Source organism: Tunicatimonas pelagia (assembly GCF_030506325.1).
GTDB lineage: Bacteria > Bacteroidota > Bacteroidia > Cytophagales > Cyclobacteriaceae > Tunicatimonas > Tunicatimonas pelagia.
Genome location: NZ_CP120683.1, coordinates 2,843,842 through 2,858,492, shown reverse-complemented (window position 1 = coordinate 2,858,492; position 14,651 = coordinate 2,843,842). Strand labels below are relative to the sequence as shown.

The window sequence follows — 14,651 nt, the reverse complement described above, 5'->3', positions numbered from 1 at the left end:
ACATCAGTTTTGAAGCTCAATAATTTAGTTACCTACTCGTACCGCAGAGCTTTCACTGGGTTGGATCGAGCTGATTTCAGGGTTTGCCCACTTACTGCTAACAGCGCGATAAGGACGACCAGTATTCCGGGTACCACAAATAACCACCAGCTAATACCAATGCGATACGTGAACTGGTTTAGCCACTCGCCCATTACGTAATTAGCTACCGGAATAGCAACTACTAGGGCAATAAGGATAAGACGGAAGTAACTTTTAGTGAGCAGTAGAATAATATGACTCACTGAAGCACCCAGAGCCTTACGGATGCCAATCTCCTTAGTGCGCTGAATGCTGGTGTAAGAAGATAAGCCTAGCAAGCCTAAGCAAGCCACCAAAATAGCCAGTCCGGCAAACACTCCGAACACTTTTCCGAACTGGGTTTCAGCTTGGTACTGCTGATTGAAGGTATCATCCAGAAAGAAATAAGAAAAAGTGCTACCTGAAAATACTTCCTCGTAAGTCGCTTCTACCTGCTTTAAGGTTTGAGGAAGGTCGTCGGTATTGAGGCGCAAATATTGATATAGATTATTGCTGCCGTGCATATATATCAGCGGGATGATTGGCTCCTTCATAGAAAGGTGGTGGTAGTTCTGGGCTACACCGATAATCTCGGCACTGTCGTAGAAAGTGGTGATTTGCCCTATTGCTTCCTCTGCACTGGTAAAACCCATCATCTCAACTGCTTTTTCGTTCACTAGTATTTGCCGCTCATTACGGGAACCCTCCTGAAAATTACGTCCGGCAATTAGTTCCATATCCAGCACATCCATAAAATTGGCATCGGCCCGGTACCAATAAAAAGTAATATTGTTATCCTTTTCATCACCTATCCGGCGTATTCCTATGTTTGAGCTAAGAAAGTTATAGCCGGTTCCGGGGGCTGCCCCGGAGCTACCCACTGCTTCTACAGTAGATAAATTACCCCAGGCTTGTTGCAGGGTGCCAATGCGGGAGCGGGCAATAGAATCTATCTGAATATCCAACGGAACATCGACCACCAGCACCTGATCAATGTCCATACCCAATTCCTGCTGCCGCATAAATGCAAGTTGCTGATACACCGTAAATGTTCCTACCATCAGTACGACCGAGGCTAGAAATTGAAACACTACCAACCCCTGACGAAGATACCTGCCGTGGGTAGTATTCTTTAACTTCCCTTTCATCACCGCTACCGGACGAAAAGAAGACAGCACTAACGCCGGATATAAACCAGATAATAGTGTGCCAATCACCACTAGTCCGGCAATGGTTAGCATGAAAATACTATCACTAAACAGGCGGATACTGAGGGGTTGGCCGCTTAAGTTACGGAAAGCCGCAAAGCTCACGTACACAATAAGTACCGCCAAAACCATCGCTAATAGATTAATTACAAGAGATTCAAACAGAAATTGTCGGATTAACTGCAAGCGGGAGCAACCCACAGCTTTTTTTACGCCTACTTCTTTGGCGCGTTCTACCGAGCGGGCGGTGGCCAAATTCACGTAGTTCACCCAAGCGATAATCAAGATGAATAGAGTAATGACCGATAGAAACGTTACGGTATCAGCATCGCCGTTAGCTTCCGGTTCAAAGGTTTTATTGGAGTACAAATGAATATCGGCCATAGGCTGAACAATAAAACGCTCTTCACTATCTTCAAAGCCTTCAGCAGATTGAAAACTCTCAACGAACTTATTTAGCTTCTCGCTAAAAGCAGCCAAGTTAGTTTGTGGCTCCATCAACAAGTAGGTAAATTCGTTATTAGCGTCCCAGCCCATCGGGTAGCCAATTGTTTGTAGGGAAATGTAAGAAATCAGAAAATCTATTTTCAAATGAGTATTAGGCGGTAGATCTTCTATTACTCCCGTAACTTTTACCAGCCTTTTTCCATTGTTAGGGCCGTAAGTACCCCCGAACCAGTCCAGCGTTTTCCCTACCACGTCAGTCGTGCCAAAGTACTGCTTCGCCTTCGATTCAGTTAGCACCAACTCAAAAGGTTCATCCAGTGCGCCAGCAGTGTCGCCCTGCACCATGTTCAGCGAAAAGATAGAGAAAACCGAAGGGTCGGCGTAATAGGCGCGCCGTTCCGTATTACGATACTTGTCGGTACCAAAGGCTAATTGCTCCTGATCGTGCAGCCGCACGTAGTCCAGCACTTCAGGCAGATTAGCTTTTAGCTCGGGACCCGCTAGCGGATACACTTCGGCATCTTGAGTCAGTAGTTCCCCGTCTTCGTAAACATCCAACGTGAGTCGGTAGATTTGATTAGATTTCTCGTGAAAGTCTTCGTAGCTCAGCTCGTAGCGTACGTAGTGCAAAATCAGTAAACAAGCTGCCGTACCGATGGCTAGACCTAATAAATTAATGAGGGAGTAAAATTTATGCTTGGTGAGGTTGCGGTAGGCAATGGTAAAGTATTGGAACATGGTTGTCAGATTTGAATCGATGAAGAGCTAAATTGAGATAACCTGGTAGTATTAACAAGCCAAATGCAGTGAACAACCACTGAGGTGCAGGGAACAACAAGCAATGTACAGTGAACAATGAGCAATTAACAATTACTCTACGAAGCTTAAAGGCAACGTTAGTAGCTCTTATTATCTAGATTTTAACAAACCTTAACTACTGAGAGGATACTTTTTACGCTGCGGTTCACTTCTTTAGCAAAAAAGAAGATACTATGAAAAACCTGCTGGCCCTGTTACTTATTCTCTCGCTGGTAAGCTTTAATAGCTTCTCGCAGAACGTAAGCTCGTTTACTACCGAAGAGACCGATCACTACGAACTGGTGATGCCCGAACGAAAGCCAACGGGCGTACTCATACTCTTCGGTGGTTTTCCCGAAACTCCAGATGTGGTTAAGCGGGAGTTTGAAATCATAGAACCAGCTACGGAAGCCGGAATAGCCGTAGCCCTGATGAAGTTTAACCGAAAACTGTGGCTGAAGGAAAGCGAGAAGAAACAGCTCGCTACCATCATTACTCAAATGTTTGAGGAAAATAAACTCCCGATAGAGAGTGTCTACATCGGTGGCTTCTCCAGCGGAGGCAACGTTAGCTTGCTACTCAGCGATTATCTAGTAGAATCAGAAGGCGATGTTCAGCCGAGAGGAGCGTTTATTGTTGATTCTCCGGTTGATCTGCTGGGACTATACGAAAATTCTCTTAGGAATATTGAGCGAAACTTCTCGCCGGTTTCAGTTCAGGAGAGCGAGATGATTGTCAACGTATTGGAATCAGCCCTTGGCAAGCCTAAAGCCAGTATTGAGCCGTACGAAGAGTACGCAGTTTATACCACTAAAACCGGCAACACTGATAATCTATCCCATCTGCAAGATGTCAAACTACGGTTCTATACCGAACCCGATACAGTCTGGTGGCAAGAGAACCGAAAGAATGAGTACGAAGAAATGAACGCCTACTTTATTAAGAAAATGGCGGACGACTTGGCGAAAAAATTTGGTGATAACGTAGAGTATATTCCTACTGAGAATCGTGGATATCGATCCAACGGCAACCGCCATCCCCACTCCTGGTCCATTGTGGAGGTAGATGATTTGATAGAGTGGATGATTGGAAAATGATACCAAGATTAGCTGAATTTTATCAGATAATCAGAATGTGATATTCTACAGTAGCATGAACCTAACTCTGGTAGGAATAGCTCGATATTTGCTCTACGCTTCTTCAATAAAGCTAACGCCACATTGAATATCGTATCTGAACTATCTTTAATCAACATCAAAGTTGATGACCGGGAGAGGCGAAGCGGGTTATTACCAATTTTGCAGGAAACTGAGGGAGTAGACTTGGAGGTACAGCGGTTGCCCATCGGTGACTACGAGGTGAATGGTCAACTACTAGTAGAGCGAAAAACACTGATTGACTTGGTTGCTTCTTTAAAATCTGGGCGATTGTTTGCTCAACTCTATCGGTTGGTACAGTCTGAGCGGCCTTGTGCTCTATTGCTGGAAGGCACTTCTACTGACCTGCATCGTAGTGGAATGCGACGGGAAGCAGTTCAAGGAGCATTAATGCAGGCAACGTTATTTATGCAAATCCCGGTGCTCCGCGCTATGGATGCCGCCGAAAGTGCCTCTCTGTTGTTGATGGCTGCTCGTCAATTAAACGCTTTAGGAACCCGTCGTTCCAAATCGCCTCGCAGGTGGCCGCCCCGACGCTATCCAACATCACAGATTGGCCGGAAGGAAAAACAGCAACTGTACTTTTTACAAGGTTTACCCGGTATTGGTCTTACCCGAGCCCGTTTGTTGCTCGAAAAATTTGGCACGGTGCAAAACGTACTCTCCGCTAGTGAACGGGAGCTACAAGAAGTAGTTGGAGTAGGCCGTAGTACCGCTGAGAAGATTCGCTGGGTAGTGGAAGAAGATAGGGTAAGATACAACACGGAAAATGAATAGCTTTATAGCCGATTAATTTAAATAGCAACGAAAAATATTCTTAGAAAAAGTGTGTCGTTTTCGTGAGGGTTCATATTTTCCATAGATTTGGTCGAAACCATCCATAGCGAGTTTTTTTGATGGTGATGCCCACCGCATGATTAAAGACCTCAAAATTAGGGAAATCTTAGTATTCCCACTCGCTTTTTGTATGCACCCATTTTGTTATACACTCAAATCATAACAACCATGAAGGTGGTAGCCATGGGAACGCGGGCAAAATAAAGTAACGAAGCTTTATTTACTTTAGCATTGGTACTAACAAAGGTAAACTTTTGGTATTAGAATAAGGGAAACCCCAGAATTCATTGGGTGGCGGACGCAAAGCTCATCCGGGGAGATTACGAAAAACTTTTGTCCACTTAGTTAAAAAAGGGGGGGAGAATGCAAAGGGGGCTAGAGGATTAAGTCAGATGCTTAAGCCAGACTTTAACTCCTAATGTTATCCGCTATTCTTATTTACCATCGATCCAAGCCGAGCAGCTTTCTGCCGAGGGGCGTTAATTCAGCGGTATTGTACTTTTTCTGCTCCCAACATCGAGGGTCACCAGGAAAAGCGTAGCCTTCGGGAGCGCGGCGCTCCTTCCAGGAAGAGATGCGCCACTGCCGCCGCTCTTCGTTATCTTCTTCGGCGGGCATCATAGAAATATACTGGGCAATCCGTACTTTATCCTTACTATTATTCGGGCGAATACCGTGAGGTTGAGTGCTATTAAAGATGAGCAAGTCACCCGCTTGGAGTGGTACTTTTTCAATCTCAAAACCACTGACATCGGGTTTAAAATGATCTCGGTCGGCGGGTTGAGTCAACTTCCAGGTATCGTAAGTGCGGTATAGTTCAGGCACACACTGAAAACCACCCATATTCTCATCAGTTTGGTCAGCAAGAGCCAGTACTCCCTGCACATTCTGAGGCTTAGTTTCAGGATCGTAGTCCCAGTGGATAAATCCTTTGGTTTCAAAACCGGGACGGTTGGGAAAGTTCAAATTAGCTCGGTCAATAGTGACCCATAGCTTTTCGGTTCCCCAAATATCAGCGAATGCCTCGTATACTTTTGGGTACTGCCGATTATCCCATAAATACTGATGATTGTAGACTTCTACCATACCCGTATTAGCCAACTCCTTCATCTTCATCTCGGCTCGGGGTGGGGCGTACCAGGTTTCAGGGTCGTTCGGGTCTTTTTCTTCAAACTCCCAGAGGAAGTTCGCCAATCGGTTTACCTGTTCTTGAGGAATGGCATTTTTGATTACAACGTAGCCGTTTTCTATCCAGAAATGCCAATCTTCCTCGCTAAGCACTTGTAACGGCTGACCGTTGCTGCGGTCGTTCAGTTTGGTCTGGCTACTAATAGCCGTAGATGGATTACCCGGAATATCTTTATGGGCGTTGGTGGTTTCAATCATAATTTTGAGAGTTAGAGTATTACGATGTTATCCCCGGATTTATTCCGCAGTGGCGACTGCCGGGGTCTAGTATTATTGTGTTTGGGTGTTATAGTTCTTGGTGTTACTGTGTTAATGTATATGATAAGGGGTAAAACGAATATTTAGGTCATAACACTAAAGCACTTCGCACGATAACACCTTTTTCTTTACAAAGATACTTTAGTGCTTCTTCCCTATTTTTATCCCAATTGATAACTATTTGCTCTGTATTGACATTTTTCGGTAAATTCTATCCAAAAATATACCTTGACAGGAAATTTATGTAATGAAAATTCAGAAAGAGGTTGTGTTACCTGATGGCAATCAGTCATTCAAACTGTTTGAGCCGCGACTGCGAAATCACTTTTTTTGGCACTATCATCCGGAATATGAACTGGTATACGTAGAAGCCGCTACAGGCATTCGCCACGTGGGCCAGCACGTTTCTAGCTACGTGGGTAGTGATCTGGTGTTCATTGGATCCAACATCCCACACCTCAATTTTGATTACGGATTAAAAACTGATTACAAGCAGATTGTGGTACAACTGAGAAAACCATTTCTGGGTGATGCCTTTCAGCAGACTCCCGAGTTTAATCGAATTCGCCAATTGCTTGATCGATCGTATCGAGGATTATCGTTTGGTGGTGAAACCAAAATAGAAGTAGCCGAACAACTCCGGTATATGCGCGAACTCAACCGCTTTGATCAGCTTCTGCAACTACTGAAAGTGTTTCAAACCCTAGCGAAATCCGAAGAGGTAGTTGAACTTAATGATCGGGACACCAGCGTGAAGCTGTTTATGAACGACAAAATTCGGATGACGGCGGTCTACAATTACATTCATCAGAATTACAATGAGCATCCCGATGTAAATGAGATTGCTGAGCAGGTTCATCTGAGCACGGCTGCTTTTTGTCGTTACTTTAAAAAGCAGACTAATATGACCTTCACTGACTTTGTGAACCAGTACCGGATAACTCAATCTAAGACGTTACTGCTTCAGGGTAAAAGCGTATCGGAAGTTGCCTACGACGTAGGCCTCGAGAGTTTATCGTACTTTAGTAAGCTCTTCAAAAAAATAGTGGGAATGAATGCCTCGGATTTTCGGAAACAATATAGAATATAGTATGGAGTTTTAGTGTTAAGTGCGCTGTGGAATAAGAGCTATACGGTCACCCACTTCTTGACGAGCTAAATCTAATTCATATATCTTTTGCAGGTTCATCCAAAAGTCGGCACTCATTCCAAAATATTGTCCTAGCCGGAGAGCAGTATCAGCAGTGATTGCTCGCTTACCAGCTAAAATCTGAGTAATACGATTAGCCGGGACATCAATTGTGCGGGCTAATGCAGCAGCCGAAAGTGCTAACTCTTCTAATTCGTTGGCAAGAATTTCTCCCGGATGGATGGGGGTTCTACTCATTGTTAATGTCTTTTAGTGGTAATCTACGCTCTCTACATTATCCGGACCATCGGAATCATTCGGCCACTTAAAACACGCCATTGTTGATTGATCCGAACGCTATATTGCCCTTGCCGATCACCTCGTAATGCCTCAGTCTATTACTTGGCAATTGTGCTAGATCACGAAGGGTGATAGCTGCTTCTAAAATCCTGAGTTGCCTTTCTGCTTGGCGTCTAGAAGGTTCAAACTGTCGGACAAATTCACCATTAGCGAAGTCTTTGGTCTTCTTGTTCCGATACCCTTTAATCATTTATAAATATATTGAATAATACGCAATACGTCAAGCGGACGTTTTAAAGTACAGTATAGTCTTCTCATAGATTGAAGTACTTGAGAATCGTCATTAGGATTTATGATTTATAAAAACTACATTTAGGAAATATACTAATGCGATGGCAAAAATTCAGTTAGGTGAATTTGAAGAAATTGTACTACTAACCGTAGCAGTGCTGTACGATGAAGCCTACGGAGTGGCAATTAAACGAGAAATTGAGGAACGGCTAGACCGTTCAGTAAGCGTAGGAGCATTGCAGTCGGCCTTGCGACGAATGGAAACCAAAGGATTTCTAAAATCTCGCTTAGGTGAAGCAACGAAGGTACGAGGAGGAAAGCGCAAGCGATTTTTCACAGTAACTCCTTACGGTAAGCAAGCCTTAACTGAGGTGCGGGACGCTCGCCTACAACTATGGCAGTCTATTCCAAAAATTGCTTTCGACTTTTGAATAGGGCTTGGGTTTTGGGGGTTCGTGATACCTAATTCCTAAAACCCAAGCCTTAACCCCTGAAACCTAAACTATGGACAAGCAATCTCCCCCGCACTGGGCTCAACACTTTTTTCGCTGGTTCTGTCACCCATCCTATTACGAAGATTTGGCGGGTGATCTGGTCGAGCTGTACGACGAGCGAGTGCAGCAAGATGGTACTCGAGAAGCGCGGTGGAAGTACATTCGTGATGTATTGCTACTGTTTCGCCCATCAATTATCCGACCAGTTCATACCTATTCTACCTTAATCCATCCCGCTATGTTCCGCAACTATCTGAAAGTCAGCCTTCGCAACTTATGGAAGTATAAAAGCTACGCCTTGCTCAATATTTTTGGTTTGGCCGTAGGTATTGCTGCTTCTATCGTCTTATTTCTAATTGTTCGCTACGAGCAATCCTTCGATACTTTCCATGCCGAGCACGAGCAAGTGTATCGGTTGGGGCAGCAAGAGAATGAGAACGGTAAGTTGGATACTTACGATGCCACTCCAGTTCCAGTTGTTCCTACGTTGCTGGAAGAAATTCCTGAAGTAGTCAGTGGTACCCGCTACTTTGCTCCAGACTACGTTCGGTTGCGCTATCAAGATAATGTGGTAAACCCGCTAGTACATTTTGTAGACTCAGGGTTTGTAGACGTGTTCACTTTTGAGACCGTAGCAGGCGATTTACGAAGCACGTTAAAAACGGAGAACTATATCGCCTTAACCCGGACGATAGCTGAGGAACTGTTCGGAAACGCTGATCCAATTGGTAAAACGTTAGAAGTAATCAATAATGAGCAGCGATTTGTAGTTGGTGCAGTATTGAAGAACCTTCCAGATAATTCGTCCTTACAATTTGAGGTATTATTACCTTGGAATAACGCGCCTGATTGGGTGACGAAGGAAGCTGGTTGGGAAGGTACTTTCATGACATCCTTCGTCAAGCTAAATAATCGGGCTAATACGACGGAGTTATCAGACAAGCTGCTGGCATTCAAAAATCGTCATTACGTGGGTGAAAGAGCTGCTAACTTACAGTTGTATCTGCGTCCACTCGCCAAACTAAGAGCGTTTGATACTAAAAATACCCCAATCATTGTGCTACTCAGCATTATTGCGGCTATCACGCTACTTATTGCCAGTGTTAACTTCACCAATCTAGCTACCGCCCAGTCGTTGCTGCGGACGCGGGAGATTGGGCTGAGAAAAGCGATCGGTTCCCTGCGTAGTCAGTTGATCGCTCAATTTCTTATGGAATCAGTAGTAACCTGTTTGTTTGCTTTGGTGGTAGGAATGCTACTAGTACACTTGGTTTTGCCCCGATTCAACCAGTACTTCGATCTGTCTTTGACGTTTCGCTACTGGCAGAATTTACCGTTGTTAGGCACACTACTGGCTATCGGGCTTATCACCGGTTTACTCGCTGGGGCTTATCCAGCAGCTTTCGTTTCTCGGCTATCACCAATTACTTCCCTCCGAGGGCAAAATAAGTTTCGGACTTCGGGGCGGATATTTCAACGAGGATTAATTGTAGTGCAGTACGTTGCTTCCATCCTGCTGATCGCTGGGACGCTCATTATCTGGCGACAGGTTCAGTTTATGAAGTCTCAGGATTTACAGTTTGATGAAGAGAATGTAGTGGCCTTCTCACTAAGGTATGATAACTACAGCTTCAAAAGCGAAGGGCAGGCTAAGTCGGCGATAAAAACGATGGTTGATCGCTTAAAGAGTGAAAGCGTAGTAACGGCTATCACCTTCGCGGAGAAAATGCCCGGACGTTATAATTACTATTCGACTGATTTCCGCGACAGCGAATTGCCTAATGAAGAATCGACCGAACTGCGCTGGGTGATAGTAGGTAATGAGTACTTTGAAACATTGGGTATGAATTTAGTAGCGGGTCGCCCTTTCTCCGCCAACCTTCCTTCCGATAGCAATGCCGTAATTATCAATGAAACTGCCGCCAAAGCATTGGGGTGGCAAGATGTACAAGATAAGTATCTAGTGAATAGCGATGGTGAACACCTTCCCGTAGTGGGCTTGGTGAAAGATTATCACTATCAGTCGCTGCAAGATCGTATTCAGCCCATGCTCCATTACTATTATCCCGGTGATGAATATTACTACGGAGAAATTGCCGTTCGCTTACAGCCGGGTCGCACCGCAGAAGGGTTGGCAGTACTGGAGTCAGCCTATCAGTCACTTGACCCCTTTGAACCTTTCAGCTACTATTTTCTAGACGAAGAATTTGACAAGATGTACCGAGCACAAGAAAGGTTGGGCTTGACTGCTTCCGTCTTTGCCGGAATTGCGGTGGTATTAGCTTCGCTAGGGCTGTTAGGTTTGGCTGCCTTTGCTACCCGCCAACGACGTAAGGAAGTAGGAGTACGAAAAGTAATGGGCGCGTCTGTCACTCAAATCATTGTGCTGCTTTCCCGAAATTTTGCGGGGTTAGTCGCGATTGCTTTTGTAGTGGCCTGCCCGTTGGTGTACTACGGAGCCAATCAGTTCTTACAAGACTTTGCCTATCGCATCAGTCTGGGAGCCGATGTTTTCCTTATTGCCGGGATAATCGCCTTCGTGATTGCTGGTATTAGTGTCAGCTTACAAGCCTTCCGAGCGGCTTCGGTTAATCCGGTAAACTCGCTGCGGGATGAGTAAAATTTTTAATGAGTAATGACAAACGAATAGTGATTAATAGACGGTTAGAGAATCATTACTCATCGGTCATTCATCATTAGTCATCAAATATTATGTTTAAGAATTATGAAAGCTTTATCATTCATCATCGTGTTGCTGATTTTCTCGTCTTTCATTTTTACCTCAGATAATGAAATTATCTACGATGGTTTAGAAGCCGAGCACTATCATCAGAAGAAGACACTATTCGGAAATTCCTTGAAAGCCTCTTATAAGATTGCGAGCGGAGACATTTCTAAAGAAATATCGACCGAAAGTGCATCTCCGCTTATTCTTTCATATTCTATCAAGACCACAGTAGGTAAAGCCACTATTTTAATAGAACGAGATGGCGAAGTTGTATGGAAAAAGAAGTTTGATAAAGGAACAACCGCAAAGGCAAATAACTGCATCATTCAGTTGCCCGAGAAATCGGACTATCTAATAACTATCGGTTTAGAACAGGCTACGGGCGAATACAACCTAAAGTGGAAAACTGATCCGAAGAAGATTAAAAATGCTCGCTAGTATCTATCAGCTTCTGAAGCATTGCAAGTAACTTCAAATACCGTCATTACGAACGGTAGTGAAGGAAAGGAATCTTCTTCATAAGCAGCAGAGCACTTAACTGGAGGAGATTCCTTCGCTCGCTATCACTCACTCGGAATGACGTTAAAAATGCTACAATGAAAGTAATCGTAACTGCTTTTCTATTTGTTTCACTCTTTGCCAACACAGCTTTCAGTCAGGTCGTCAGCGGAGTAGTATTGGATTCAGCCACGCAGCAGCCCTTAGCTTATGTACACATCGGTGTGTTAGACAAAAATATGGGAGTAATTTCCCGGGATGATGGAACGTTCAAAATTGATCTGAGCGAAGCTGGTTCGCAGGACGAACTAACGTTTTCCAGTGTTGGCTACCATACTCAGCATATTCCTCAGTCCAGTTGGAGATCAGCGCCACTGAAAGTATACTTATCCCCTAGAGCATTCACCCTGCGGGAAGTAGTGGTAGAAGACTCTCGTTTGAGTGATCCCATAAAATTAGGACGCTATCAGCCAACGAAAACCACTTCGGGGCAGAGCGGTTTGCAAAACTTCGGTTGGGGTGGGGAATGGGGTGTGCGGATTTTTAACGACGGACAAACCTACCGAGTGACTGACATCAACTTTCATACCCGCTTCAATACGATGGATAGTGTGCTGTTTCGCATTAATGTTTACGATGTAAAAAATGATTTACCCGATACTTCCTTGCTTCAGCAGGAGTTATTCATTAAAAGTTACAAACGCGATAAATGGATCACCAGGGATGTTACCTCGAGACAATTGATTGTTGACCAAGATATTATCGTGACCTTTGAGGTGATACAGCTTTGGCGGAGCGACACTGGCAATAACGCGCTATTTTTCACCCACGGTAAAGGCTACGATCGCGGAGAAGCTTACACTCGAGCCTCCAGTTTAGCTCCTTGGAAAAAAGAGGGTATTCCGATTACACTTTACCTAACGGCAGAAGGCCATTTAGCGGAGTAGCCTCACCAGATGACCTTTCAGCGATGCTACTTTAACCACTGCAAGTCAAACGCAAAGTTGGGTAGCACCTCTTCGCCCGATAATGTTCGGTCGTAGCCAATGACTGTCTCTGGTTTGGCTTGTCCAGTGCGGTAGACGAAGGTTTGTTCTTCTGGCGGATAAAACAACCAACCTAAGCGACAGCCATTGTCCATCCACTCTTGTATTTTTGCTTGCGTAGTCTTTAGTATATCGGAAGGAGACATCAGTTCAGCCACAAAATCAGGGCATAGTGGCACAAACGTAGCCTGTTGCTCTTCAGTTAAAGCCTCCCAGCGCGACCTTTCCAACCAAGAAGCATCCGGCGAGCGAGTCGCTCCATTAGGTAAGATAAAGCCCGTAGAGGAGTCAAATACTTTTCCCAGTTGCGTATGGCGATTCCATAATTTCAAATCAGCAACTAATTCGCCATTCTTATCGCCAGTGATTCCTCCGGTAGGGGCCATAATAATAATTTCTCCGTTAGCATTTCTCTCAAAACGCAGGTCGCGGTTTTCTTGGCAGAGCGCGAAGAATTCATCCTCGGTGAGCGAAAGAGTCGGTGGTAACTTGATTTCGTATCTTTCCATGATGAGGAAATTACGGATTTTCTAGATGAATCACGACTAAACTACGTCTTCATGTTCTGGTCGAAGCCCTGCCCATCGTCTAGCTTGAGCAGATCGTTGGGAGTTTCGCAGATAATAGCTCGGTTGCCTAGAATTCCGATCGGGGTACGCATTAGTTCAGGATTATGCTTTAGTACTTCCAGCCAATCTTCTTTCGACATTTCTGCATCATCGTATTTTTCTTGGTAAATATCCGCCCGGCGGTCAATAACATCATCGACTCCTAAACTCAGATTATCTAGTAACTGCGCCATCTGCCGTTCGGTAAGCGGAGTTTTAGAAATATCAGTTTCGTTTACATGCTGGGCAATTTGCTTGGCATAAGCGAGAGCCTCTCGGTCACCTTGATTATTAAAATTGTAGATAAGCTCGATTTCTTTCGGATTCCATTCCATGATTAAAAAATAGTTTTGTTAGTTACAAGTTTGGCAGGTTACACGTTTAGTATTAACCTGAAACTTGCAACCTTAGAACTTAGAAACTGCTTTGGTTCAAAAAGGTTAGATCACTTCGGCTCAGATGCATCTTCTTGGGTAAGTGGCGGAACATCCAGAAGGTGGGCTTGATCGTTTTCCTTGATAATTTCAAACCGTTTATCATCAGCATAGTAGTGCAATAGGTAAAGTCCCAAATTGGTGTGGGCAAACTGATCCATTTCTCTCAGGTCGCGGTTCATCATCAGACAAAGAAAGATTCGCATAGCCCGACCGTGCATACAAATCAGCACCTGTTTTTGCTTAGGATAGGATAAAATATGTTCTAATGCTGGCTTCTGCCGCTCCTGCACCATCAGCGGGCTTTCCCCGCCCTCGATGGCTACATCGAGTTTCCCTTCGCGCCAGCCACTGATGATCTTGTTGTAATACGAATGTTCTTCGGTGGTAGGTACTTTTCCTTCTTTCACCCCCCAGTTGATTTCATTCAATCCGGCTAGCGGCGTGGTTGGTAATTCATCCTCCAGAAAACCTTTTACGGATTGCACACTACGCTGGAGGGTGGATGTGTACACGTGATCGAACGGAACGTCACGATACATTTTATAGAAAGCCTCCGCTTGCAATTGGCCTACCTCATTAAGCGGTGCATCAATTCCGCTACCTTGCACTACTCCTTTTCGGTTGTATTCCGTTTGCCCGTGCCGGATCAAATAAATAACTTTATCCATAACTTTTTCACCCAGTTTACCAGTTAAAGCGGTAAGGAACTAAAAAAGTTATACTGTACAAAGCGCAGCCCATGATTAGCCCCGATATTTCTATTGACAGCATCAACGCGATGGGAAAAGGCAATATGACCGAACATTTGGGTATCGAATTCACTGAAATTCATACTGATGGGCTAACCGCCCGGATGCCGGTTGACTACCGTACCCACCAGCCAATGGGGCTTCTGCACGGCGGGGCTTCGGTAGTGCTAGCCGAAACGGTAGGCAGTGTAGCTTCTCATTTATGCGTGGATACTGAAAAGTTCTATTGCGTGGGGTTAGATATCAATGCCAATCATCTGAAGGGAGTGATGCAGGGTTATGTGTACGGAACGGCTAAAGCCTTACATATTGGTCGGCGAACCCACGTGTGGGAAATTCGTATTGTAAATGAGAAGCAGCAATTAGTCTGCATTAGCCGCCTAACCGTGGCGGTGGTTGAGAAGTGAAGTAAGGAAAA

General features: G+C 44.6%; 14 protein-coding genes. 8 read left to right on the top strand and 6 right to left on the bottom strand.

Annotated features, from left to right (window positions below; translation table 11 throughout):
* Nucleotides 1–32: 32 nt before the first annotated feature.
* Nucleotides 33–2,453: an ABC transporter permease gene (locus tag P0M28_RS12080; protein WP_302210161.1), complete on the bottom strand. Its 2,421-nt coding sequence runs from the start codon at nt 2,451–2,453 to the stop codon at nt 33–35.
* A 254-nt stretch (nt 2,454–2,707) separates the two neighbouring features.
* On the opposite strand from P0M28_RS12080, the gene P0M28_RS12075 reads away from it, so the two are divergent.
* Both P0M28_RS12075 and P0M28_RS12070 read left to right on the top strand, forming a co-directional pair.
* Complete coding sequence (locus tag P0M28_RS12075) at nt 2,708–3,610, top strand: hypothetical protein (RefSeq protein ID WP_302210160.1); 903 nt, start codon at nt 2,708–2,710, stop codon at nt 3,608–3,610.
* Nucleotides 3,611–3,733: 123 nt separating this feature from the next.
* On the top strand, nt 3,734–4,447 hold the full coding sequence (locus P0M28_RS12070; protein ID WP_302210159.1) for an ERCC4 domain-containing protein: 714 nt from the start codon (nt 3,734–3,736) through the stop codon (nt 4,445–4,447).
* Between the two features lie 498 nt (nt 4,448–4,945).
* On the opposite strand, the gene P0M28_RS12065 is transcribed toward P0M28_RS12070, so the two are convergent.
* Entirely contained in the window at nt 4,946–5,893 is a 948-nt protein-coding gene (locus P0M28_RS12065; RefSeq protein ID WP_302210158.1) for a phytanoyl-CoA dioxygenase family protein, read from the bottom strand.
* Between the two features lie 307 nt (nt 5,894–6,200).
* Between P0M28_RS12065 and P0M28_RS12060 the strand changes: the two genes are divergently transcribed.
* A complete protein-coding gene (locus P0M28_RS12060) occupies nt 6,201–7,043 on the top strand; it encodes an AraC family transcriptional regulator (protein WP_302210157.1) in 843 nt (280 codons plus the stop codon).
* Nucleotides 7,044–7,058: 15 nt separating this feature from the next.
* Here the strand turns inward: P0M28_RS12060 and P0M28_RS12055 are convergent, their stop codons facing one another.
* Entirely contained in the window at nt 7,059–7,340 is a 282-nt protein-coding gene (locus tag P0M28_RS12055) for a HigA family addiction module antitoxin (RefSeq protein ID WP_302210156.1), read from the bottom strand.
* Nucleotides 7,341–7,774: 434 nt separating this feature from the next.
* On the opposite strand from P0M28_RS12055, the gene P0M28_RS12050 reads away from it, so the two are divergent.
* The 4 genes from P0M28_RS12050 (at nt 7,775) to P0M28_RS12035 (ending at nt 12,340) form a co-directional block, all read left to right on the top strand.
* A complete protein-coding gene (locus tag P0M28_RS12050) occupies nt 7,775–8,104 on the top strand; it encodes a PadR family transcriptional regulator (RefSeq protein WP_302210155.1) in 330 nt (109 codons plus the stop codon).
* 73 nt (nt 8,105–8,177) lie between these two features.
* Nucleotides 8,178–10,787 carry an ABC transporter permease gene (locus tag P0M28_RS12045; protein ID WP_302210154.1) on the top strand — a complete coding sequence of 870 codons (2,610 nt, stop codon included), beginning with the start codon at nt 8,178–8,180 and terminating at the stop codon, nt 10,785–10,787.
* 105 nt (nt 10,788–10,892) lie between these two features.
* Nucleotides 10,893–11,333 (top strand): hypothetical protein, encoded by a 441-nt coding sequence (locus tag P0M28_RS12040; RefSeq protein WP_302210153.1) that lies wholly within the window; start codon nt 10,893–10,895, stop codon nt 11,331–11,333.
* 158 nt (nt 11,334–11,491) lie between these two features.
* On the top strand, nt 11,492–12,340 hold the full coding sequence (locus tag P0M28_RS12035) for a carboxypeptidase-like regulatory domain-containing protein (RefSeq protein ID WP_302210152.1): 849 nt from the start codon (nt 11,492–11,494) through the stop codon (nt 12,338–12,340).
* Between the two features lie 26 nt (nt 12,341–12,366).
* Here the strand turns inward: P0M28_RS12035 and P0M28_RS12030 are convergent, their stop codons facing one another.
* From P0M28_RS12030 to P0M28_RS12020, 3 genes are all read right to left on the bottom strand, one after another.
* Nucleotides 12,367–12,948: a Uma2 family endonuclease gene (locus tag P0M28_RS12030; protein WP_302210151.1), complete on the bottom strand. Its 582-nt coding sequence runs from the start codon at nt 12,946–12,948 to the stop codon at nt 12,367–12,369.
* Nucleotides 12,949–12,989: 41 nt separating this feature from the next.
* Nucleotides 12,990–13,382, bottom strand: a complete 393-nt coding sequence (locus P0M28_RS12025) for an arsenate reductase family protein (protein ID WP_302210150.1) — start codon at nt 13,380–13,382, stop codon at nt 12,990–12,992.
* 110 nt (nt 13,383–13,492) lie between these two features.
* The gene (locus tag P0M28_RS12020) at nt 13,493–14,152 is read right to left on the bottom strand and encodes a histidine phosphatase family protein (RefSeq protein ID WP_302210149.1); all 660 of its coding nucleotides are present in this window, start codon (nt 14,150–14,152) and stop codon (nt 13,493–13,495) included.
* A 71-nt stretch (nt 14,153–14,223) separates the two neighbouring features.
* On the opposite strand from P0M28_RS12020, the gene P0M28_RS12015 reads away from it, so the two are divergent.
* The gene (locus tag P0M28_RS12015) at nt 14,224–14,640 is read left to right on the top strand and encodes a hotdog fold thioesterase (RefSeq protein ID WP_302210148.1); all 417 of its coding nucleotides are present in this window, start codon (nt 14,224–14,226) and stop codon (nt 14,638–14,640) included.
* Nucleotides 14,641–14,651 lie beyond the last annotated feature (11 nt).